This is a genomic window from Alteromonas sp. 009811495, assembly GCF_028865455.1.
Taxonomy (GTDB): Bacteria; Pseudomonadota; Gammaproteobacteria; order Enterobacterales; family Alteromonadaceae; genus Alteromonas.
In genome coordinates this window covers 1,772,719-1,797,026 of record NZ_CP113972.1, presented here as the reverse complement: position 1 = coordinate 1,797,026, position 24,308 = coordinate 1,772,719, and the positions used below count along the sequence as shown (strand labels likewise).

At 41.8% G+C, this 24,308-nt stretch carries 19 protein-coding genes; 7 read left to right on the top strand and 12 right to left on the bottom strand.

Features of this window, described 5'->3' with window-relative positions; genetic code table 11:
• Nucleotides 1-107: 107 nt before the first annotated feature.
• Nucleotides 108-2,588, top strand: coding sequence for a right-handed parallel beta-helix repeat-containing protein (locus OZ660_RS08175; RefSeq protein WP_274743155.1), 2,481 nt, complete (start codon nt 108-110; stop codon nt 2,586-2,588).
• A gap of 75 nt (nt 2,589-2,663) precedes the next feature.
• Here OZ660_RS08175 and OZ660_RS08170 read toward each other — a convergent pair whose 3' ends face one another.
• The 7 genes from OZ660_RS08170 to OZ660_RS08140 all read right to left on the bottom strand — a co-directional run bounded on the left by OZ660_RS08170 (nt 2,664) and on the right by OZ660_RS08140 (nt 11,120).
• Nucleotides 2,664-3,317: a PEP-CTERM sorting domain-containing protein gene (locus OZ660_RS08170; protein WP_274743154.1), complete on the bottom strand. Its 654-nt coding sequence runs from the start codon at nt 3,315-3,317 to the stop codon at nt 2,664-2,666.
• Between the two features lie 139 nt (nt 3,318-3,456).
• Nucleotides 3,457-4,701: a colanic acid biosynthesis pyruvyl transferase WcaK gene (wcaK, locus tag OZ660_RS08165; RefSeq protein WP_274743153.1), complete on the bottom strand. Its 1,245-nt coding sequence runs from the start codon at nt 4,699-4,701 to the stop codon at nt 3,457-3,459.
• Nucleotides 4,702-4,716: 15 nt separating this feature from the next.
• Nucleotides 4,717-5,889, bottom strand: coding sequence for a glycosyltransferase (locus tag OZ660_RS08160; protein ID WP_274743152.1), 1,173 nt, complete (start codon nt 5,887-5,889; stop codon nt 4,717-4,719).
• Between the two features lie 48 nt (nt 5,890-5,937).
• Entirely contained in the window at nt 5,938-7,362 is a 1,425-nt protein-coding gene (locus OZ660_RS08155; protein WP_274743151.1) for an oligosaccharide flippase family protein, read from the bottom strand.
• 194 nt (nt 7,363-7,556) lie between these two features.
• Entirely contained in the window at nt 7,557-8,654 is a 1,098-nt protein-coding gene (locus OZ660_RS08150; RefSeq protein ID WP_274743150.1) for a glycosyltransferase family 4 protein, read from the bottom strand.
• Between the two features lie 4 nt (nt 8,655-8,658).
• Nucleotides 8,659-9,978, bottom strand: coding sequence for an O-antigen ligase family protein (locus tag OZ660_RS08145; protein WP_202265124.1), 1,320 nt, complete (start codon nt 9,976-9,978; stop codon nt 8,659-8,661).
• A 2-nt stretch (nt 9,979-9,980) separates the two neighbouring features.
• Nucleotides 9,981-11,120 carry a glycosyltransferase gene (locus OZ660_RS08140; RefSeq protein ID WP_274743149.1) on the bottom strand — a complete coding sequence of 380 codons (1,140 nt, stop codon included), beginning with the start codon at nt 11,118-11,120 and terminating at the stop codon, nt 9,981-9,983.
• A gap of 399 nt (nt 11,121-11,519) precedes the next feature.
• On the opposite strand from OZ660_RS08140, the gene OZ660_RS08135 reads away from it, so the two are divergent.
• The 5 genes from OZ660_RS08135 (at nt 11,520) to OZ660_RS08115 (ending at nt 16,712) form a co-directional block, all read left to right on the top strand.
• Complete coding sequence (locus OZ660_RS08135; protein ID WP_202265984.1) at nt 11,520-12,185, top strand: transglutaminase-like cysteine peptidase; 666 nt, start codon at nt 11,520-11,522, stop codon at nt 12,183-12,185.
• On the top strand, nt 12,185-14,122 hold the full coding sequence (locus tag OZ660_RS08130) for a bifunctional diguanylate cyclase/phosphodiesterase (RefSeq protein ID WP_274743148.1): 1,938 nt from the start codon (nt 12,185-12,187) through the stop codon (nt 14,120-14,122). The genes OZ660_RS08135 and OZ660_RS08130 overlap by 1 nt, the downstream gene beginning before the upstream one ends.
• A 123-nt stretch (nt 14,123-14,245) precedes the next feature.
• Complete coding sequence (locus tag OZ660_RS08125; RefSeq protein WP_274743147.1) at nt 14,246-14,818, top strand: hypothetical protein; 573 nt, start codon at nt 14,246-14,248, stop codon at nt 14,816-14,818.
• Nucleotides 14,819-14,849: 31 nt separating this feature from the next.
• Entirely contained in the window at nt 14,850-16,262 is a 1,413-nt protein-coding gene (locus OZ660_RS08120; RefSeq protein WP_446698977.1) for an O-antigen ligase family protein, read from the top strand.
• 36 nt (nt 16,263-16,298) lie between these two features.
• Nucleotides 16,299-16,712, top strand: coding sequence for a 3-phosphoshikimate 1-carboxyvinyltransferase (locus OZ660_RS08115; protein ID WP_202265116.1), 414 nt, complete (start codon nt 16,299-16,301; stop codon nt 16,710-16,712).
• Here the strand turns inward: OZ660_RS08115 and OZ660_RS08110 are convergent.
• The 5 genes from OZ660_RS08110 to OZ660_RS08090 form a co-directional block, all read right to left on the bottom strand.
• Nucleotides 16,705-17,448: a VpsP family polysaccharide biosynthesis protein gene (locus tag OZ660_RS08110; RefSeq protein ID WP_274743145.1), complete on the bottom strand. Its 744-nt coding sequence runs from the start codon at nt 17,446-17,448 to the stop codon at nt 16,705-16,707. The two genes, OZ660_RS08115 and OZ660_RS08110, sit on opposite strands and share 8 nt — an antisense overlap.
• Nucleotides 17,448-18,170, bottom strand: a complete 723-nt coding sequence (locus OZ660_RS08105; RefSeq protein WP_274743144.1) for a tyrosine-protein phosphatase — start codon at nt 18,168-18,170, stop codon at nt 17,448-17,450. Before OZ660_RS08105 ends, OZ660_RS08110 begins: the two co-directional genes overlap by 1 nt.
• A 9-nt stretch (nt 18,171-18,179) precedes the next feature.
• Nucleotides 18,180-20,396: a GumC family protein gene (locus OZ660_RS08100; protein ID WP_274743143.1), complete on the bottom strand. Its 2,217-nt coding sequence runs from the start codon at nt 20,394-20,396 to the stop codon at nt 18,180-18,182.
• 23 nt (nt 20,397-20,419) lie between these two features.
• The gene (locus OZ660_RS08095; RefSeq protein WP_202265980.1) at nt 20,420-20,881 is read right to left on the bottom strand and encodes a polysaccharide biosynthesis/export family protein; all 462 of its coding nucleotides are present in this window, start codon (nt 20,879-20,881) and stop codon (nt 20,420-20,422) included.
• Between the two features lie 83 nt (nt 20,882-20,964).
• A complete protein-coding gene (locus OZ660_RS08090) occupies nt 20,965-22,170 on the bottom strand; it encodes an outer membrane beta-barrel protein (RefSeq protein ID WP_274743142.1) in 1,206 nt (401 codons plus the stop codon).
• Nucleotides 22,171-22,836: 666 nt separating this feature from the next.
• Here OZ660_RS08090 and OZ660_RS08085 point away from each other — a divergent pair.
• Entirely contained in the window at nt 22,837-24,291 is a 1,455-nt protein-coding gene (locus tag OZ660_RS08085) for an undecaprenyl-phosphate glucose phosphotransferase (protein WP_274743141.1), read from the top strand.
• Nucleotides 24,292-24,308 lie beyond the last annotated feature (17 nt).

Genomic DNA, 24,308 nt, shown 5'->3' with positions numbered 1-24,308 from the left:
ACCAATTACTGAACCAAGATGGCTTGCAGCACGTTACCAAAATAACTACCCTTTAAGAGCTATACGTCTTCTCGCTCTACAACGTGCTTTGCAAGCAAGGAATTCTCATGAGCCGCTTTCTTACCAAACCCACTTATAGCCAAGTTGCGTTTATCGCATTAGTGCTTACATGTTTAATCTCATGTACCTCTATTAACACTGTTAGCACACCTGAAGTTAAGGGCCGCCAATCAGGTGAACTGTTGCAGATTTATCTAGCCGAGCATGCTAGCACAGAAACAACGTCAATCATTAGTGCGCTCAAGCGCTACAAAGGGCCCGAGCAAGTTGAACTGCTTGTGAAACAATATCAGGCTCACATCGCCTCACTCTACAGTTCGGGAGTTTTACAATATGGATTAAGAGACGCTAAGTCTGCAAAAAGCGCGGCGCTTTCTTCGCTTACACCTGAGGAAGCAACCGCCATTTTTGCGCTTTATCCTATAGATTCCGCGAAATGGATTAAACTTCTTGCAGCTCACTCACAGCTGACTAAGCACGAAATTGCTGAGTCAGCAATAACAGCTGGTCTCGACCCGTCTAGGGTGTTTACTGCAACAGCTTCAGGCATGCCGAACACTGTTACACCGCTTATACACTCTCTGGGGATTGTGATATACGGTCAAGATGAAACCAGCACAAACACCGTGCGCTTTAAGAGCGCTTCACAATCCACTTGGATTGATGCGCTTCCATTGTCTTGGGAACCTGTATTCGGCAGCTTTGCAGGGAGCATCGTGTACCTGGAACCAAACACGCTATACGACATTGAAGTTACTGTTCATAATAGCGACAACCAAGTGCAAGTATATCGCTTTCAAGAAGCCACTCAACCAAACACTCCACCGATAGATCCCAACAAAATATATTATCTTTCTGACATTTACGATGGTGGCCAACTTGATTTAGCGGCGCTCAATATACAAGGCAGCCCTATTGGTTATGCCAAAATTATTGGTGACGGCCCCGTAATTGATGCTGGTAATGAGTTTACATCGGCGGTTCATCTAGGCTCACAGTCTTATGTGGTTCTTGAAAACCTAACCGTTAGAGGCGGGCTTCGCTATGGTATTCATGCAAAAAAAGCACACCATATTTGGATAAGTGGCTGTGATGTTGCAGAATTTGGACGCGTTGCAGGCGATATTAGAGACAATATTGCCTATAGTAGTCCTACTGCAAACTCTCCCATAAATTACGACTCAGGTATTTACTTAGAACGCAGTGGTATTGCAGTTATAGAAGAGTGTGACATACACAGCCCCAACCTAGGCTCAAATCACTGGGGCGACGGTCACCCGAAAGGTGCAAATGCGCTTCAAGTTTGGGCATATCACGATGATGAATCTCTACGGGGGCAAATGATTGTCAGAAACAATCGTTTCTACGGTACACATGAGCACCGATTTAATGACGTTGTAGAAGGAAGATTGAATTTCGAAAGACGTGGGGGCTTCGTAAGAGACTCTGCTATTTACGGCAACTATTTTGCCTATGCCAACGACGATTTAATCGAGATAGATGGTGGTCAACAGAACGTATTGGTATATGACAATGAGATGGAGCAAGGCTATGCAGGTATTAGCATTGCGCCCAACATGCTTGGACCTAGTTTCATCTTTCACAATACTATTCGCAATCTCGGTGATGAACGGGGCAAGCAATGGACAGCGATAAAAGCTGGCGGTCTGATATCGAAGCCTGCAGGACAAACCTTAATATTTGAGAACTTCATTAGCGGCGTTAGAAATGGAATTGCTGGCTCCAAAGTAAATGATGACACGACATTTTGGATAACTTCGCAAAATAATGTTTATTTGACTGAAAATACTGGGTATTCGGTTGGCTACTGCATTTTCGATCAAGAAAAATATTACTTAAGCTCAAGTACCAATGACCTGTGCTTCAATAATACAACCATGGATATTAGATACGAATTTAACTTCGACCGTATTATTGCGCACCCCATGTCAACTGATAGTGCATACAGCGAGTTTATTCGTCAGGCTGGTTTTGAGTCTTTCGTCATCGATGAGTCGTTTAAAATACCCAACATTAGCGATGGGCAACATACTTCACCATCAACGTCACCTTCTCCAACAGAATGGCGTTTAGAGACCACTTTAGACAACATTTCTGCTCTGCCAACGCAATATGAATACGGCTCAGTATTGATGGACGGCCAGCGCACAATCACGCTTACCGGCAATAACTGGCAGGCTATTCCAGTAAATCAAACCATTAGTCCTACGACAATACTTGAACTTGAACTCTCACTAGAGGGCGAACCCGAAATTGTGGGGATTGGCTTTGAAACAGACCTTGATGTGGACAGCGCTAGTGTCGTCAGGTTTTCTGGGTCGCAAGTTTGGGGAATCGATGGGACATCAACATTTGATGAAACAAGTCAGAATATATCGTTCCCTATTGGGCGCTTCGTCACAGGTAACATTCAATACATTATCCTTGTGCTCGATAATGATAAGGCACAACCTTCTGACAACGATAACGCTGTAACGTTTAGCAATATAACGCTTAAAAACGAATAGACGACGTCTATTACTCAATTATATCTTGGGGACGAACTCATTAAAAAAGGAGGCTAATGCCTCCTTTTTTAAAAATTAAATCATCTTTTTTCGACGAGATGAATAAATGACCATTAACGCCATAGCAAGTAAACCTAAATGAGTTGGCTCGGAAACTGGTGTGCTACCAAAATCCAATGTCTGGCATACAAGTGCATTATCACAAACTTGAACGTTTGAAAACGAAACAAAAGAACCTGACTGGTTTTTGTCGTTATCTAAAACAAATACCATTCTGTCAAATAATCCAGTGATGTAACTGCCTACATCAATCGTAAAATCAACCGCGCCGTCACCACTAGCATAGCTGCCAAAAGCTGTCAGTGGATTCTCACGAGTAATCTTCGCTATCTGTGTCCCACCAACAAATACGAAGTTATCAATGCTGCCATACGTGTAGGTATCATCTGTTTCAAAACCAATACCATAAAGCTCTGCATTAAGTCCTGTCGCTTCTATTGTAAATTTTAGAATCGATGAGCTTGTTAACGTCACTCCATGAAGAATATCAACCCATCTGTTACCGCTAATTGTAACTGTACTACCGTTGTCGCTAACAATTTGTGTACCGGTCTTGGTTTGGTTACCCCAGCTTGAAAATGTGTAATCATCAAAATTAACGAAGGACGCATTTGCAACACTGCTAAAACATAGTGCCGCTGTGATCAGAGCTTGCTTGATAAACTTCATTACTACTTCCTTTGACTAATACTTAAGGTCAAATACTTCTACTACAACGAATTCAGCAAATATAATGCCAAATAAATAAATCCCTTTACATTCAAATAACTAGAAATATGACAAAGTGGCCATGTAAAATAATTTGACGCTATCTGTTGGAGCTATGAAGCTGTGCAATCATTGATGCCGCTCTGTCTTTCTCGTTTTTCACTGCTTCTGAAACAGCACCCTTAACGGCTTCCTGCTTTGCTAAAGAGTCTAACACTTTGTCTGCAAGTTCACCATTAATTAGCTGCTCCAATGGTATGCCAAATTCAGATAAACCGAGTTGGTTCATAATCCCTTCAGATTTATGCTCATAATTGAGCGCAAACGCGGGTGTGCCGAAATTCATAGAGATAATGGCACTGTGAAGACGAGTACCTATAGTGATTAAACATTCACTAAGGACCGTTCCCAGCTCTATATCATTAAACTCATCCATTACTACTTTAAATTTGCTTCCATCTTCTATCTGCTTTAGTACCCTGTAAGCAACCATACGATCATCTTTCTGATACCCGTCTATACCCGTACACGTGGAGCAGGCTAAAACTTGAAACCCCTTTGTAATGAGAGTGTTACATAGATCAGCGAACGCCTTTTCATAGTTCTCTTGCTTTATTCCGAGCCTTTTATCAAATGGCTTAAGCTCACGCAATGTAATTGCGACGGTATTACCATTTGAAAGAAATGTTTTTATTGCGCTGTTCTCAATAGCGACTTTGCTTGGCCTTACCAACCACGCAGTATCAGCACCCTCCACGTAAGAGGCAGGCAAAGAAAACTTATCTTCCAATAGTTTTTTGCTCACGGACTCTCTAAGACCTAACACTTTTGTTCTGCTAAATACTAATTCTGCAACTTCACAGAACTTTTGGTCTTCAAAAGGGCCAACCGAGTGTCCCATAAAATAAAGTGGCTTGTTCGCTGCTAGTACACATAACGAGTGATGAAACTGCCCTGTTCCATATAAATCAACAAAAAACGAACCACCAACTTGTACGACACAATCGTATTGCTTTATTTCTTCTATATATGCTTTGAACTCAGGGGGTAACCTGTCGTGCACTTCTGTATTTTTAGCTGACGAAATTAACCTTTCTAATAACGCTGGCTTATGAAGCTTATTTTTGACTTTGGCAACTATGCCACCTGAATATTTTTGGTATTTGTAAAGCCAGTCTTTAACAAATGGACGAGATAACAAAAACTCAGAACTGGTAGGAAATCGAGAGACCAGTGTCAGATCAACGTTGGGTATCTGGCTTTCTAGCTCTTGAATAAGCCCTCTCAAAATTGCACCATCGCCCCTATTGCCACATGTGTGATTTCCAATAATTAAAATTTTCATATTTGTATATCCGTTTTACTTGAGTACATGTGAGACTAATTGGTCTGTGAGCAAGCTAGCATTAAAGTCCTGCTCGACCTTTTCCCTTGCGTTTTTTCTAATGACGTCAAGATTGTTATTTACTGATATTTCTTTAATTTTTGCTGCTATTGCTTCTACGTTACGTTCTGGAACTAAAAAGCCCGAATAGCCATCTTCAATTAACTCTGGAATACCACTGTGAATTGTTGACAAAACGATAACGCCGCTAGCCATTGCCTCCATCAAAGAAACGGGTATTCCCTCTTTATCACCTTTACTGTCTTCTACAGAGGGTAATAGAAAAAGATCCGTTGATTTAAGTTCTGCAGCAACGGCCTCAGGAGGACACGCACCTTTAAAATTCACTCTATGCGCATTTGGGTGCCCGCATACAATGGCCTTAAGACTTGGTAGTAGCTGACCGTCTCCGATAATTGAATAGCGACAGTCGATATCACAACTAAGTACCGCTTTAATTGCGAACTCCAACCCTTTTTTCTCTGTTGCTCGCGCGACCGAAAGTATTTGAAGAGGCATATCGAGGTTTCTGTTTTGAAATGAGAACGTGTTTATATTGACTCCCATGTGAACGACATCAATACATTTTTCTTTTGCACCAAGGGAAACTAGTGATGCCTTCCAATGTTCACTGATTGGCAAAAGCGTGCCAGTTAAACGACCGTACTCCTCACCCCAAATGGATAATTGGTCATAGCGACTTATTTCATAGCCGTGAAAAATAGTGAGCAATTTCTTGCATTCTAAAAGACCTGCCCGTCTTAAATGGTCAATTACTACTCCATTATTTCCAAAGTGAGCGATGCAGACATCCATATTAATTTTTTGGCTTTTAAGGAACCAAGCGAGACAGAACAGATCTTTTGCCAAAAAGAAATTCTTTTTAGACAAAAAGCCGTAGGCAAGTTTGATTAAATTATGTCGTTTGCGTGAGATGGCGCAATAGAGTGCTCCAAGTAACATGAACAAATAAGAACGCTTCGAGTGAGTTCGAGGGAAAATAGACGTCACCTCATGGCGAGATTCGTCGCCAAATAACGACTTGACCGCTTCATTGTCATAATCGACTGGGTTTACAGCTAAGACATGCACGTCCAAGCCTGCCATCTTAAGATCTCGAACCTGATTAAGTACAAAAGTCTGTGACAAAACAGGAAACGTCCTTACAAAAAAATACACTTTGTTGGAAGGAGACATTTAAAATCCTTTTACTCTGATTAAAGATTGCTTGGGTCCTTTGGTATAAAGGAAGACAGCGAAAGCAACAATACCCGACACGCAAGCGACAGCGGCCTCTTGCACAAGAAAGATTTCGGGAATCATCGGTATTGCAAAATATTTAAAAATAATAAGAGGCAGCGCAAAAAGAACGACAATCCAGGCCATATTTTTCGCAGAGTAGATAAAAGGAACCTTAGCAATATGAGCAATAAAATAGTAGCTAACAAAAGGAAATAAAATCAACTGAAACACTGCCATCGACGCCACCAATGATAAAACGCCAAATTGTGATGATGTATAAATGACTATTGTATTTGGTATCAAAAGCGCGATGTTCCACATAAAGTTACGCTTCGTCATTCCAGTGGCCTGTACAAGTGGGCCAACAAGGTTTGAACTTGCCACGCGAACAAACCAAAACGCTGCCAGGCATGACAAAACCCACGAGTATTCCTCGTAAGATTCACCAAACACGAGAACCAACACTAAGTCAGAAAAGATAATAATCGGTACGTAGATCATCGCTAAAATAAAGAGCTGCAGAATATAGAAATCTTGATAAACACGCTGTAGGGTTTGTTTTACCTGCTTTACTTCGGCAAATGCTGGCAACGCCACCTTGCCTACAACAGGCTGTAGTGCCTGGGCTGGGCGGCTCGCTAGTTGTTTTACCACATGATAAACCCCCATTTGGGCAGCGGGTAAGGTGATGGCTAAAATCATTACGTCGAGTTGTTTTCGGACAATATTGAGTGACTGAGAGCCAAAATCAAAGATACCGTAACTAAAGGCTTCTCTGTAAACGCTAGTATCGACGTGATGTGAGAGCTTTACATGCTTTCCGAGAAATATGATAAACCCAATTAAACGTAAAACCTGATAAACGACCACCGCTCCCACTAAGCATAATAGCTCTAACTCTGCGTTGGTTATTGCAAAAATAAAGGATCCAATCTTTGCAGCAATATCAATTTGAGCGATGGTTTGGTGTTCAAAGTGCTTCATCCCTACAGCTTGGTATTGAGAAGATAGTGAAGAAATAACAAGTAAAATGGTGGCTAGTCGGAGTTCTTGGACAATAGCGTCATAGCCAAATTGCGTCGCAATAAATGGCGCTAAGATATATAACAACCCGCTAAAGATAGCCCCTATAGCGAGGGCAAGAAAATAAATTGCGTTAGACGTTTTTTCGTCCACATCACTTTTATAGATTAGAAAGTTTGAAATTCCACCGAGGGCAAAAGCGACAAATATTTCAAGAATTAAGTTTACTACTGCAAACTGACCAAAAACACTTGGCGCAAGAATTCTAACCAATATTGCTAATTGCAGCATGGTTAAAGATAGATTTACTATCGTAGAAATGGAAGTCCACGATGTCGCCTTAATAAGTCTACTCACAAAATATCCTAATATCCTTGTCGGATCTTACTTTGAGAATGTTTTAATTCTCTTGAATTGGTTTAGTTCGCCACATAGATAACTTGATTAACATAAACGACAGACATTCAAATTCGATATAGCTGCTGTCATCCAAGTCGCATAAGTCTTAAGTTAAGGCGTTTATTCACACCTTGGGGCGGCGTTTAAAAATGCTACGCTTTCAAGCCATCTACATAGCCGAATGTGACATTTGAAATACTTTCCCAGTCGTACTTTTCTAAATAATCGCTGCGATTTAGTGTGAGGTTGAGCTCATTAAGACCAGAGAGCTTTTTTGACAACTCGTAAACATTGCCTACGGGGAAGTAGCAATCTTTTGGCGCTTCAATATCGATATTAGGTGAAATATCACTTAGCAAAACAGGGCACCCAGCGCTGATTGCCTCAAGCGCTACGATAGGCAAGCCCTCGTGATAAGAAGGCAACACAAAAACCTTTGCATGCTGATAAAGGGCTTTTAATTCATCTCCACCCCGACGGTTAGCAAAAATCACATTGTCGGTTGCAGCTTCCCTCAACTTGTTGGAATAAGTACTATGGTGGTCAGTATCACCCACTATCACCAGCTTTAATTCACTGTTTGATTGAACAAATGCATCGACTAAGTCATGAAAGCCCTTTTCTGGCACCAGTCTTCCAACCGTAAGAATATAGTGCTGCGGCGTAAGCTCTAGTTCACTCGGAAGGTGATTACTTGAAATTTCACCTGTAAAACGCGGCAACATACCATTTGGCACAAAGCTTATTTTCTCGGCGTACGATGGATATTCCTCTCTTAAGGCACTAGTTAGCGTGCGACCTACTACCAATACTCTATTGGCAAATGTTACAGCCATTTTTTCGCCGAATTTCAAAACCTTCTTAGCGAATGGGCTCCATTTCTGACGGTTATAATCAGCACCATGGTGAGTCACCATCACTTTCATGCCCAATAGTCGTGCAAGGGGTGAGAATAACGCAGGTCCTATTGCATGCAGATGCACAATGTCTGGCCTTACAAAAATCCTTGCATAGAGGATTGCAAAAAATGTGTGGACAAACGTTTCTAATAACGTGTGCTGAATCGCCCACAAACTAATTACCTTAACGCCCTGGTATTCGTACTTTTTACCCTCAACATAAGGGGACCGTGCAATGACTGTCACATCAGCACCATTTTTTACCATCTTTGGATATAACTGTTGACAGTGAGACTCTATGCCTCCCATTACATCAGGGATACCTCGCAAACCAATTGCACAAATCTTCATAAACCTATTCCGTGGGAGTGGATACTGATAATTTAACTGAGTGAACTCGAGACGGCACATTAGTAGAAAGCGCCAATGTCACGCCGATTAAAATTGCGAAAAATATTAAGCCTTCAATGTTCCATAGCGGCATAGTTGCTAGGTTCATTGTTAAAAATCCTATGAGTGATAAAGGTAAAATCTTGGCTAACCGTTTGTCCGAAACAGTGAGTGTGATTAGCAGCGAAAATATACACAAATAAGCGAAGGTGACTAACCCAAGATAACCATATTCATAAAGGTATGAAACGTACGTATTGTGCGCATACACATCAAAAACACCTCGCCATGACTCTGGCCCAAAGCCAACCAACTGTCTCACCATATCTGAATTAATGAGTGCATCGATATACTGACTCCAGATATAAACGCGTGCGGACATTATGTCCTTTTCAGCTTCACTGAAATACATGGGAGATTTAAAAATGAGATCTAGATTAGAAGCCAGTGTACCCACATCAGCAAACCGCTCTTGCATTGACACTGACAGAGCGACAAACACCAGTACTAATACCATTGTAACTATTGTTAAAACTGGCGCTTTCTGTGATGGTTTTAGACGTTGTTCAACCAGCGAGTAATAGAATATTGCTGCTATAGGTAAAATAGTAAGTATGGCTGTTCGATAATTTACTAACACAAGCAATACGACAGAAAGTGTAAATAGTGATGTGCGAAACTTAATGGCATTTCTTTGAGTAAGACCAACTAAGAACACGAAGCTCACAATAATCATGGAAAAAGCCGCTTCGTGATTGTAGCCGCCGATGTAACTTGCCGACCCATCATTTTCGGTAGCTTTCACTTCACCTAAAAGAATGGACAATATTTGAAGTGTCACTGGCATGAAGAAGGCAACTAGCAATTTCTTGAAAGTTTCGGATTGTCCCTGAGCGCGCACCGAAAGAAAGATTGCGCCCGCGAGAACCAGAAAATAACACCACTTCACCAACACATTGATTGTGCCCGGTATTTTAAGGTTAACAAACCCACTTATTGCGATTGCTAAAAATAGAAAATAAAAAGGTAGCAACTTGCGAAGCGTAAACACTTTGGTGGGAATCAGTAATAAACCGAGGCCCGCTACTGATATACTAGAGAGCGCATTAATAGAAAAGCCGGCGATGAGTGAAGGGTACGTGATGGTATGAAATGCAGATAAAAAGAAGCGCAACCATATTGCACAAATCGCAAAGGCCAAATATTTATTGCAGTTACCGGTAATAGTTCGGTAAACCAAGATAAGGCTTACCAACCCAACTATTACTTTCATTCCTTCAAACATATCTATTGTGTTACCTGATCAATAATGGCAATAACTTTTTCTCGAAAAGCCGGGTACGAAAACGTTTCAGCGCACGCTGAACTTTTCACTTCATAAGCATTAAGCAGTTTCGGTTCTGCGAGCTGGTGCATGGCATCTACAATGCCCTGCTTGTTGTTCAATTGACATAGGATACCGTTTTTTTCTTGGCTTGCGCCGTTAACCTGGTATGGATATTTTTCTGCAATAATTTCCGCTGGACCTGACTCACAATTCGTTGCGATTACAGCCTTTCCTAGACACATTGCTTCAACAATCGCATTGGGAAACCCTTCTGCGTTTGAAGTGCTTACAAAGTACTTTGCGTGGGCAACATAGGGATAAGGGTTCTTTTTAAAGCCCAAAAAGCAGACTTTATCCTCTAAGCCTCGCTGTTTCACCAAAGCCTCGAGTGATTCTCTCTCATCACCGACACCCAAGATCACCAGCGATTCATCTATACCAGCATCGGCATAAGCATCTATTAACAGCGAAAAGTTTTTGTTCTTAACCAATCTACCAACGCCAATGATATATGGCTTTGTCGGTAAATCGCTGACATCTTCTTTTGCAGATGTTTTGAGTAACTCGATATCGTATGGGTTATACAAAACTGAAATGTTGCTATCAGGCACTGCATAGTTTTCTACTAGGTCTGCTTTAACACCTTCTGATACAGCGACTACACGTGCTGCACGTTTGTAAGACAATTTTACCAGCAATCGACTAACAGTGTCTTTCAGGCCACCCGAAAAATGGCTAGATGTATTCACCCGCTCACTAATTATCGCTTCAAAACCGAGTTTGCGAGCCAGCGCTATATTTAAAAAATTGCTTCGTGTTAGAAAACTAAAACAATAAGTAGGCTGAAGTGCTTTTAACAAAGGCTTTAACAGTTTGTAGCCCTCCAACAAGCTACCATTAGAATTCAGCACCGTTTTGTTCACATAATTTGGGCACACTTGTGACTCAGGTAAGTCGTCAAGCAGAACCAAATGGACTGGAATATTCAGCTGATAGTAATAGCTTTCCATAATGGCTAACAATTTTACCATTACACGTTCAGCTCCACCCCCTTCTAATGAATTGATGATAAACACCGCTGGGCGTGCTGAATTGTCCATGCAAGATCCTTTTTATGTAAAAACACCACAAATGAGTGTAAAAGTGCCTATTCGAATGAGTTTGCGACCACGGTTGGCTCACATCGCATAAAACTCGAAGAACGTGACTAATGTTAATGATGAACACTAGTGGCTAAGCGTACTTTATTATTAAACCATAAAACAAACACAAAGCGTGCCAACCTTGTTGTGGTTTATTTGTTTAGATGAATTACGTAAAAACCTTTCAAGTTTTCATCAAGTTTGCCATCATTAGCAAAACCGATGGTAAGTGATCCTACACCGCTGAAGTGAAAGAATTTTTACACTTGCCCTACTGATTGCACAAGTTAAACCCTATTGCACCAAAACAATCGCCTAAGCAGCAGAATAAAGCTCTATACCCTTACGCGCAGTATACTGAATATTCGTGCGGGCTTAGTGGTAGGCATTTGTCTTCTTTCGCTTTCTTCCTTGTTTGCGCAACAAAGTAACCTCTTCACTCCCGAAGTGTATGCGCGAGTGAAAACGCTTTACGGAGAAAATGCTTCAGAAGATGTTGCTGATTGGCGACATTTAATCGACAAACTGCAACGCGAAGATATTGATGAAAAGCTTTACGGTGTAAACCGTTTCTTCAACCGCTTCGATTTTGTTGATGATTTGGTGCATTGGAAACAGAAAGACTACTGGGCAACGCCGATAGAATTCATTGCCACCGGTGCTGGCGACTGTGAAGATTATACCATTGCCAAGTATTTCTCATTGCTTGAACTGGGTATACCAGAAGAAAAGTTGCGGTTAATGTATGTAACGGCCCTTGAATTGAGACAACCTCATATGGTGTTAGCTTACTACGAAACCCCTTCTTCTATTCCGTTGGTTTTGGATAATATTAATCGGCGCATACTGCCGGCCAATAAACGTAGAGATTTGTCTCCTATATACAGCTTCAACGGAAACGGACTATGGGCTGCAAAATCAATGGGAACAGGAAGAAAATTAAGAGGCGGCGGCCCAATGAAAATGTGGGACGACATGATATCAAGGCTAGATAGCGTGATACACGGAGATAGAGAAGAATAATGAAATTATCTACCCAACTGAGCACCAGTTTGTTTGTTTTACTGGCAGTCGTTTTTGTCAGCTCATTTGTGATTAATGTGAAGCTCACAAGAGAATACGTAAACGAACAATTGGCTACACACGCACAAGACACGGCTACATCGTTAGGATTATCAATTACGCCTTATTTGGCAGAAGAAAGCGATATTGTAGTTGCACAAACCATGGTTAATGCGATTTTTGACCGCGGCTTTTATCAGTATATTACTGTCACCGACATGGACGGTAACATGCTTATCGAGCGCAGAAACCCAACGAATGTCGAAACGGTCCCAGCTTGGTTTACAAAAATAATCGAAGTTACCCCGCCAGTTGAGCAAACTGAATTAAATAATGGCTGGAACTTAGCGGGTCAACTTACGGTACAAAGTCATCCTGGACTTGCCAATGAAACGTTATGGCAAAGTGTAAAACAAAGTGCACTGATGTTTTCAGTGGCATTTGTTTTCGCCTTTATTGCACTTATCTTTATCGTGCGAGCCATCACCAAACCTCTGGGTATCGTTGTTGCCAAAATCAATGACATTCAAAATCAGAAGTTTTCACAGATTAACTATGCGCCATTTACCAAAGAATTAACCTTTATTACTCGCGCGGTCAATAAACTATCGTTAGCGGTTGAAGGCATGTTCAAAGAACTGTCTGACAAAGCAGAACTGTTTAAAGCCCAAGCCTATGAAGACAGTTTAACTGGCGTGTCAAACAGAAGTGCCTTTACACGTCATATGAACGCGCTTTTAAGTAATAGCCCAGTTAGGTCAGAAGGCTATATCATTATTATTCGATTGGCTCAGCTGCAACTCATTAATGCTAAACTTGGCGGTCAGCAAGGCGATGACTACGTGAAGTCTATTGCCAATAAATTAAAACAGCAGCTTTCTACTACGTCCGAGAAAAACTATTTATTTAGACTCTCTGGCGGTGACTTTGCGTTAATAATCGAAGATATAGAAAAACGCGAATGTGTAGAAAAAGTAGAGTTTCTTTACACGTTATTAGCCACAGACAATCCATTAAAGAATGGGGATAAAACAGTATGTATGGGGGCGTCCAAATTCACAGATAGTATGACGCTAACTGAAGTACTAGAAAATGCTGACAGTGCATTGATGGCATCAACTAAACGATCTGAAGGTTGGCAATTTGCCTCAGAACTCACGCACATTCATAGCAACACTGCTTGGCGCGAAAGGTTAAATGACATTCTTTTAAAGCAAAGTGCAGATATTCTTATTCAGCCAATAATAGATACAAATAAAGGCTCGCCAGCTTACTTCGAAGCGTTTGCCCGTTTTAAAGATAAAGAGACAGGCACTGTTATTCCGATGTCACAGCTCATACCTGCTTCAGAGCGGCTCAACCTCATCCCTGAAGTCGACAAACTTGTTATCAGTCTTGTGATGAAGAAACTTAATGAAGCTAAAACTGATATTGCCATCAACATAGCAAGCGCATCTATTGCTAATGATGAATTTAGAGTTTGGCTTTTGCAGTTATTGAACCAAAACACTGCGCTTTGCACAAAGTTGGTGTTTGAAATAGAAGATGCGGCGCTCACTTATCATAAAGATATCGCAATAGCCTTTTGCCAATCGCTTCTAAACATGCGGTGCAGAGTAACAATTGAGCATTTTGGAGACAATCTTGCATCGCTTTCAGGGTTGAGAGCAATACAGCCTCAGTTTGTTAAAATTTCAGGTAAATTGACCAAAGACATTCAAAGCGAAGCAGACAACCAACTATTCATAAGCAGTTTATTGAGTATCGCCAGAAGCTTGAATATTCAGGTAATTGCAGAGTTGGTAGAAAGCGAAGCGGAGTCAACAGCCTTGGCAGAACTGAACGTTGGATATCAGCAAGGTTACCATTTTGCAAAACCTACACTGTGGCAAGTGTGATTTTCGCGAATAATTTCACATAACACGTAACAAATGCGAGACGCTTGTCGTTCGATTGTTATACAATTACGAAAGATGGCGTTAGCATGAAGCTAACCCGATGTTTTAGTTTAAGGAAAAGTTATGCGTAGCAATCTTATTGTTTCAATTCTTTTCAGTGTGCTTCTAATGCTCACTTCTTCCGCTATTGCACAAGACAGTTCTATTGCGCCCGGTACGCAAGTGCGAAACTTAGTGCTTGCTCAGATTGATGAGGGTGATTCACCTGATGTCGCCGCCTCTGAAGTAAGCCAAACCGTTTTGGACGAAGGCCTATTTTTTGATGCAACGGGTATGGCTTATCTGCAAGACAACCAACCTTCTTACAAAACTATGGTAGGTTTGCTAAATGAAAATGCTACTGGGTTTGAGTTAGCAATAGCAGGTTTTGGCGTGATGCCGGATGTTGCGCAACAGGTTGTAACTATTGCTATTATCTTTTTCCCAGAAGATGCCAATGAGATTTATAACATCGCATTACAAATGCAAATGTTGAACGAGCAGGATGCTTTGTTGGCGGCAATCAGTGCGGGGATCGATCCAAGTACGCTTACTGCTACTGCGGCGGGTGGCGTTGGCACACCTGTATCACCGCTAGGCGTTGGCACGGGCGCGGCAGGCGCAGGTGGTGGTGACACTACAGTATCAACCAACTAGTTACCCATTCCTCGAGCAAATATATAAAAACGTGGTTTCAGAGCAGTTTCAGAAAACCGAAAAGTTTCTTTTCGGTTTTCTCTTATTTATCCTAATATGGCTTCCTTTACCTCTAGGCGCTAACCGACCGTGGGCATGGGCGCTCATGCAAATGTCTATCTTTGCACTGGGTGGGTTACTGGTGCTAATCGACACTAAAGTGGTCAACCGCCTCTGGAGCAAATATAGAACATTTGCGATGCTTTGGTTGGCCTTTCTAGCATGGCAACTGCTCAATATTATTCCCCTACCCGCTGCTTTTATCGACTTTATTCGGCCACAACGACTTGACTATTTAGAGGCAGGCATAAGTGCGCATACATCAGCCTGGGCTTCATTGAGTTTTGATGTGGGGCAAAGTCACATAGTATTCGTAAAGTCCCTCGCCTATTGCTTTTTATTTTTTATCACTCTATCGCTGGTCAACTCTTCTAAGCGACTTAAATTCACTTTAGTCACCATAAGTGCAGTAGGCATTTTCCAAGCAATTTACGGTGCATTAGAGATTCTCTCTGGTCTTCAGTACAGTTTAGTTTTTCGATTACCTGTTTCTCATATCGCCACTGGGAGTTTTGTTTATAAGAATCACTATGCCAATTTCTTACTACTTTGCCTAAGTGCTGCAATCGGCTATTTGATTGCTAGCCTACATATTGGTAGTGGCGCAACAACACGGGAAAGACTAAGGCGTTTCCTCCAGTTTTGGTTAAGCAACAAAGTGCTATTTAGAATTGGCATCATTATTATGGTGATTGCTCTGGTTATGTCACGTTCCAGAATGGGTAACAGTGCGTTTTTCATCAGTATGACAGTTACCGCAACATTGGGTCTTGTATTCTTTAAACCGCGGCAAAAAAGCTTTATAGCGCTGTTCATCAGTATGCTAGTAATAGATGTGCTTATCGTCAGCAGCCTTTTTGGGCTAAAGCAAGTTCAAGAGCGTTTAGAACAAACTAACTTAGCCCAAGAAAGTCGTGATGAAGTGATTACTGATACTCTGCCTCTTTTGAAGCAATTCGGCTTCTTAGGCTCTGGTGGAGGAACATTTTATACGCTTTACCCTCAAGTACAAAATGAACGTATTCAGCATTTCTATGATCACGCCCACAATGAGTATCTACAATTTGCGCTAGAGTTTGGCGTTATTGGCAGTTTGCTCATTGGCGGTGTTGTTTTAATTTGCTTAAAACACAGTTTCTCAGCAATGCGAAACCGAAGACACCCACTCCCCAGAGGCACAGCATTCGCCTGTATAATGGCTGCAATGGGAATGGCACTGCATTGCTCGGTTGATTTCCCATTGCAGGCCCCTGCCAATAGTGTATTTTTTATTGTTATTCTAGCGTTAGGTTCAATCAGTAGAACCCTTAAAATTGCTAGACCCTCTCGCTCTCAGCAAGAGTAGATTTTTTCTCACTATACTTTCATTGAAGGAAACACAGTGGTCTTTAAAGTTAAGCACCCAGTTAGAGAAGAGCCGAATATACAGCATGTTCTAGAGCGTATGCCGAAAAAAGCAGCCGACTCTTTTTCTGATGAGCAACTCTCTTACCTGAATATGGCTTTAGCAGGACGACAATGGGGTTCCCACAAAGTCGATCTTAGAGGAACCGTAAGTGTACTGAGAAGTAGGTACTATTTTGTATTTCTTGCTGGGCGAGATAAACGAGACCTATCTCGTATTGAAAGCCGTATTGGCAAAATGGCTATAGCCACCGCTATTGCTGTGTTTGTCTGCGTATCGATGCTATTTGGTTTAACATTGCTTTATATATTGAAGAGTTGGTTGGGCATCAATTTGTTTGAAGGCTTTTCTCTTGGCTTGTGGGACTGGATCAAAGCGAACGCTAGTTAAACACTACACAACCCGGTATGTGCTTTCTTATCGAGTACTGTGCTTGATTTAGCCATCGGCATACCACTTTCTGTGACCGCTGCCTTGCAATAACGGCAAGCACAAAGTCACGACTCAACGGGTTGGCAAGACCTAACGCTAAATGTCTTTTCAGCAAGTCGCGCACGTTAACATAGTGGACAGATCTTGCGTTAAACATTGTTAGTCCAAATTCAACGATAAATTTATGTAAGATAGCGTCTTGAGGCCCACTCTCTATTGCCATGTTCAAATACTGGTAAAAGACTTCATCTAGCTCATTCTTTTTCCATTTTATGGATGCAAGCCCTACCCAACTGCCGCTCCAGTTTGGTCTTAACTGTATGCTTTTTTCATAGTTAACAAACGCTTCATTTAAATAATCTAACTGTTTATTTGTTGGAAGCTGGCCGCTGACATACTGTGTTTGGGCATACCACTCGAACACCTGCCCACGCATTTGATAATAGAATGCATTATTGGGAAAGGCAGACACCGCCTTGTTTATTTGAGAAAGCGCATTGTCGACACCTTCCTCACTGAGTTGGTCAGGTGTTCTTTGCCATTTTTCAATACTGTTTTTCACACTGTAATATGCATTTCCAGCCATGAACTGCTGAGCACTTAAAACGAGTGCCCATAGCGCAAGCAGCGCAATAAGCCCACTAATAAGTGAGGTAGCTCGACTATCTGAAAACACGCTCTTAAGCTTTATCATCACAGGTGTTCTTGGCCGATTATTTTTGCTGGGTTATTAATAAACACCAATTCTGCAAAGGTTTTGTCAAACAACGAAACCCTCTCAAATGCCGCTTTCATGTCATTAGGACGTCGTGCCAAATCATGGGTATCAGACGCCACAATATGAAAAGACTTTTCAGACATCAAAGCATGAGCAAACTGCTCGACATTATCACCAAATCGACCGGTTAACGCACCTGCTGTCACTTGAAATAAGCAACCGAGGCGCTGTAACCATGCAAACTTGTGCTGTTCGGCCAACAACTCTCTGTTGCGTTCGGGATGAGCGATAAGAGGTTGTACATTATTGCGAAGCAACCACTTTACCAAACTGTCTAAACCTTGTGGTACGTGACTGTGAGGCATTTCTAATAAGAGTACGTTCTTACCATTCCACGTTCCAATAAAAGGCAACTCACCTTTTCTTAACCACACGGGAATAAGTTCGTTTACTCTCACTTCAGCGGCATAAGAAAGTGTCAGCGGAATGTCGGCGTCGTTGACTGCTTTAACAAGCGAATGATACGACGCCTCAATAGACTGTGGCGTATTGTCAAAGTACCCTTTATGAATATGCGGAGTACAAACCATATGCGTCACACCACAACTTACGGCCTGTCTTGCCATTTCAATAGCAATATCCATGGACCTGGCACCATCGTCAATGCCAGGTAAAATGTGACTGTGTAAATCGATCAATAAACTCTATTAACTGTTCTTATGACTTGTGTATCCATATTGGTCATAAAATCCAGCATACCTTTGTGCAACATCTGATTTGCGTAAGTCTACTTGATTTAATACCACACCATCAAGACGATGGCCTACTTGTAGAAAACGTGATAATCCGTTGTTGATGAGTTTCTCACTCGTACTGTCGGCGCGCACCACATAAATGACAGAGTCGCACGAATTCGCAATGACCATTGAATCACTGACCGCTTGCGTAGGAGCAGTATCTACCACCACATATTTATACTGCGTTTTGAGGAATTTAATTAGTTCATCAAAACCTTTATCTGCGAGTAACTCTTGTGGGTTTGAAGGAATAGTACCAGCCGACAATATATCAATACGTGATTCTTCATCTTGCACCAAACATTCTTCAAAAGTGTGAGACTTCAATATGAGGTTAGCCACGCCAGGTTGATAATTAGGAATATTAAATTGCTTACCTACGCTTGGACGACGTAAATCAGCGTCAATTAGAATAGTTTTGTCTAACTGCCCTAGTGCAAACGCTAAGTTAATAGATACCGTGGTCTTCCCTTCTTTGGGAACACTGGACGTTATCATTATCGCCTGCTCTTCTTTGTCGATGTTAAGCAACGACAAACTTGTTCTTAACGTCCTTACAGATTCAGCAAATTGGTGCTTTTTACCATCAAAGAAAGAGCGTACAGGCAAATTGGTTTTCTTTTTATGCGGAAGCCAAGGAATAAGCCCCAACATACGCTGTCCCAGCTTGCGCTCGACATCTTCAACTGAACGAATACCGCTGTTGAGTGTTTCCATTGCGATGGCGAGAAACACACCAAATCCAATACTAAAAACAAATGCTGCGCCAATCAGGAGCTTCTTGTTTGGCTCTGACGGTATATATTTGGGCATAGCTTCGTCGAGTATGCGCGCATTTGCCGATTCAAAGCCACCAAGCTCATCGGTTTCTTTCAATCGAGTAAAAAATGAATTGTAAAGCTGCTGGTTAATATCGACTTCGCGCTGCAGCGCTTTGCGTTGATTATCAAGCGCAGACAATGAACGAAACTCTGCTTTAGCTTCTTCTACTTCTCTTTCAAGCTGTGCGACGCGGTCTTCTGAAACTTCATATTGCGTCGTGATACTGGTGATAAGGTCACGAATTTGACTACTCAAGGTATCTCTTATTGAACTTAATTCCGCATTGGCAGCAATCATTCTTGGATGCTTAGGTCCATATACTTTGCTCAACTCACTAACTCGGGTCATTGCTTTCGCTTCATCGCGGCGTACATCGCGAATAGTTGGATGATTAAGTACCTCAGGTAACCGAGCAATATCATTTAGCGAAACATCATTACGCGTTTGTCTATAAATTACAGCGTTTAACTTAAGCGCAGTTTGCGCATCAAGCAGTTGCTTGTTGAGCTGCTCTAGTTCATCCGATGCGAGCCCAACCACGCCGTCGATATTCACCACCTGATTTTGCTCATAGAACTTTGCAAGATTACGCTCTGCTACATCCAGTTTATCTTTAAGTCCTTCAATACTATCGGTCAAAAACGAGGTTGCTTTCGCTGTCATATCAAGCTTAGCTTGTAAGTAGTTCTCAATATAAACATCGGCAACTGCGTTAGCGAGCTCTGCAGATAGGTTGGGCGACTCAGTGGTTACCGTAATACGCATCACTTGAGTGTTGTCGACCATCTCAATATTGAGTGCTTTCATAAGCAAAGAGGTCGCTTTGCGTTTTTTGGCAGCAAGGATTTCTTCGGGTGTTAGCGTCTTAATCTCTTCTTGCGGTAAGAAAGGCAACCACTCTGTCAGTTGAGCCTTGATATCATCAACTATACTAGACTCGTCTTCAGCGGGCATGAAATCATCGTTATTATACAATGACATACTCTCTACTGTGCGCTGTGCTATTTGCCGTGAGCGCAAAATCTCAAACTGTGTTTGCATGTAATCTTTGCGCTTAGTATCAAGCCCATAAACTTCTTCAATAGAGACTACATTTACCTTTTCAGCCTCCACAAGGATCGTAGCAGTAGAGGTGTATAGCGGTGTCATTCGCATTACAAGAAGCGTAACGAGAATGGTGAACGCGATCGCCAACGACACTATGCGAAATGCGTAACGCTTAATAATTCCTAAATAGTGAGCAACATCAATGGTTTCATTCTCAAACATACCATTGTGAAACTCTTCCCTGCTATTTACTGCCATTTTTATTCCCAAACGTTACTGTATTAGAAGAAGCGTTGATTAATGGTAATGATATCACCAGGTTGGATCATATCACTGACGGTAACAGTGAATTCAAATGTTCTTCCGTCTTTTTCTCTTACAATAGTTATTTTATCGCGCGCCGCACGCTCAGTGTATCCACCAGCAAGCGCCGCAGCTTTATTCACTGATAATCCCGGTTGGTACGGGTAGCCTCCCGGCCGTTTCACTTCGCCGTCAATAAAGAAAGGTCGATATTCTATAATGGATACCGATACGGAAGGATTAACAAGGTAATCACCAAGTAACCCATCGTAAATCAGGCGCTCAACTTCATCTGCGGTAAGCCCTACAAGCTTTATCTCGCCCAAAAACGGATAGTTTATGGTGCCAACATCAGGTAGGCGCACTTCCATCGATAAGTCGTCTTGCCCAAACACACTGATACTAATTCTATCGCCCGAGCCAAGCTGATACTGGCTCATACTCAAATTGCCCTGCTGTGCTAATGCACCAAAACAACACAGCGACAGGATAAAACATGCAATAAAACTTACGACTTTACGTTTCACAGGGTGACCTCTGCAGAAATACCAACAACATTTCTATCATAACCGATTAATTCGCGGTTACTATCTCGGTCAGCAAGTTCATAGAAAAATGTAAAGGTTAAATAACGACGTGCTTCATAGTTAAGTGATGCTACATAGCGCATCAAGGTGTCATCACGATTATCAATCGCGTCATTATCAATGAAGTATTCGTTGGTTTCTCTAGACACTCTTAACGACGAACTCAGGCGCTGAAGCCATTCGTGCTTCCAAGATGCTGTATAGTCTCTGCCGCGAATGAAGTTACCTTCACCGTTTGTTTCGCGCGTGTCTGCATTGGTGGAAAATCGAAAAGTACTGTAGGTCAGAGGTTGCCACTCAACGCCCACCTCCCAATCAGTGCCGTAAAACGTACTGCGAGAGTCTGCTTTAAAATCCTTTTCTTTATAGCCTACTTTTGCAAATCCAGTAGTCGCAGCCGTAGTTTCCCACTTAAGACCAAGAAGAACGCGGGTTTCGTCACTATCGCGAGTTTCAATACCTTCTTGATTGTCATAGCGTACGTAGGTTTGGGTAACATCCAAAACTGCCGTTGTAGCTGAGCCAATGCGATACCCAAATTCGGCGCCTACTCTATTTTTAACACGGTCACGAATAAGATAGGCTTGTTCATCTCTATCGTAATCAAGGGTTTGTCGGTTAGCTTTGAACGTAAGCATTCCATCTGACGTTACCGCGCCATACATATACTCAGTGCCTATAAAGGAACTTTTGTATCTATCTGGTGTTGCGATATTAGTGCCTAAGCCCAATGAAAAACCAGTACCACGGTCTTCGTGCCCATCTTCGTATTGGGCTAGTGCATTTACTCTATGACGACTATTGAGTTCAAACTCACCTGACGCTTCTAAAAAGTGGTCAGTATAATCATCAGGTGTACTAGAGAAATAAACACCACGTTCAAGACGATAACCAAACTGAACTGGATTGCCGTCGACTTGAGTTGCAGCAATCAATTCAGGCGAAAAGATTGCTCGCCAACTGTAAATTTTAGGGTCGTTGTCCCGTGCGTAGGCTACGTTGCCAACATACGCCATTGATGACTCAAATGAGGGAATGATATCGAACTGCCCTGCTTGAATGCGTCCGGCTTCCTGCGCATAGAGCGTTGGTGTGGCGCAAATGACCGACAACGCTAATATACTGAGTGTCCTTCTAGACATATATGCTCCTTTAATTCTGGCCCTCAATGCGTAAAAACAGTGCAACTTTTAACCAAGTTGCATAACGACAACGCATATTGACTCACAACGCTACATTTCTCCTATGCTCGTTGTGTAATTATTTCATCATTTAAAAAGAGAGCAATACGCGTGCCCACTTTTCCCAATTGTTTCGAATTAATAGCGACAGTAACGCCTTCTTCAAAAGACGGAGCGCTAATCATTGTACATTTGAGTAGTTTTTCTTGAAGTAATTGGCACCGTATCTGGCGATACACCACACCCTGACAAGATTGCAAAAGCTTAACGAGGTATTATTTCAACTGTATGTCTTTGGTCGCTTTTTTTACATGGTATCCCATTTAATAGGTATAATAAAACGGCTTGAGCACATATTTTTTGAATAATAGATACCTTGTTGGAAAACCTTTTTGCATCACTTTGTAATAAAATTACAACATGGATATACTAACCTATGTTAAGTGATAGCGTTGGCAGTTTTCATACGAGGTGTACGCTGTTGTGACAGGCTTTCTGTTTTTCTTTTTCGTTGGGGCATGGTTTTTGCCTATTCTTTTTGAGCAACTCTTCTTTACTCACAAGCTTGGCGCTTCCTAGTGAACAATCGCTTTAGCTTCGGACTTCATATTTTTTAGAGATACTTCAATGGACAACAGAGTAGAATCTAACAAAGCGATCAAAGCACGCCCCGTCGAATCCAGCACCAACAGTGGCTTGGCGGTTAGAAATCAAAGTGGCTTTTCGACGATATATCGCCTTATCGACTTGTCTCTCGTTACAATGCTGTATTATGCATCTGCGGCGTATTACGGTACTCAGATTGATGCAACTAGCCTTATTCTTTTATTTATCAATGTCATATGTTTTCAAATTTCCGCTGAAGGGGTTGAATTATACCGTTCATGGCGCGGACACCGTACCCCTGAAGTCTTGCGCGCGGCAGCCATTACTTGGGGATTAAGTATTCTGGGCACAATGACCTTTGGGTACTTCTTTGTACAAGATATCAAAACACCTCCTCCTGCTATTTTGCTGTGGTTTGCCTCTTCGTTTGTCATACTTATTGTGTGGCGCTATGTGATGCGGAAGTTTCTTTTTAAGATTAGAAAAAGTGGTTTAAATTCACGACGTTCTATTATTATTGGTGCCACTCATCTTGGCGCAAATGTCGCACTTCAGATACAGCAGAACGAGCATTTAGGTATTCGCTTCAATGGTATTTATGATGACAGGGAAGCAGAGAGGCTTCCTCACGAATTACAAGGCGCAGTGCTTGGCAACATAGAGGCAGCAATAGAAATGGCCAAGCGCAATGAAGTTGATTATATTTATATTGCGTTGCCGATGAGTGCGGAGAATCGTATACGCGCAATCTTAGAGCAGTGCAGTGATACAACTGCTAGTGTGTATGTTATTCCTAACTTTTTTATGTACAACCTACTCAATGCACGTTGGCAAACCGTAGGTAATGTACAAGCATTGAGTGTATATGACACACCTTTCCAAGGTGCTAGCGATGTCTTAAAACGATTGGAAGATGTCGTACTGAGTATCCTGATACTCACGCTAATCTCTGTTCCAATGTTATGTATTGCAGCTGCAGTTAAATTTACTTCAAAAGGCCCAGTGATTTTTAAACAAAAGCGCTACGGATTAGACGGTAAACAAATAACCGTTTATAAGTTTCGCTCGATGACAACACAAGACAACGGCTCTGTGGTAAAGCAAGCAACGAAGAACGATGCACGTCTTACAAAAATAGGCGGCTTTTTAAGGCGTACTTCACTTGACGAACTACCTCAGTTTATTAATGTATTACAAGGTCGAATGTCTATCGTTGGGCCGCGCCCTCACGCTGTTGCGCATAACGAGGAGTATCGAAAGATCATCACTGGGTATATGCTTCGCCATAAAGTAAAGCCTGGTATTACAGGCTGGGCACAAGTGAATGGCCTTCGCGGAGAAACTGAAACGACCAATAAGATGGTACAACGCGTTGAATATGACTTAGATTACATTCATCGCTGGTCAATTTGGTTCGATATTAAGATTGTCTTTATGACTGTCTTTAACGGCTTTGTGAATAAAAACGCCTATTAAAACCAAAGAGCTAAATA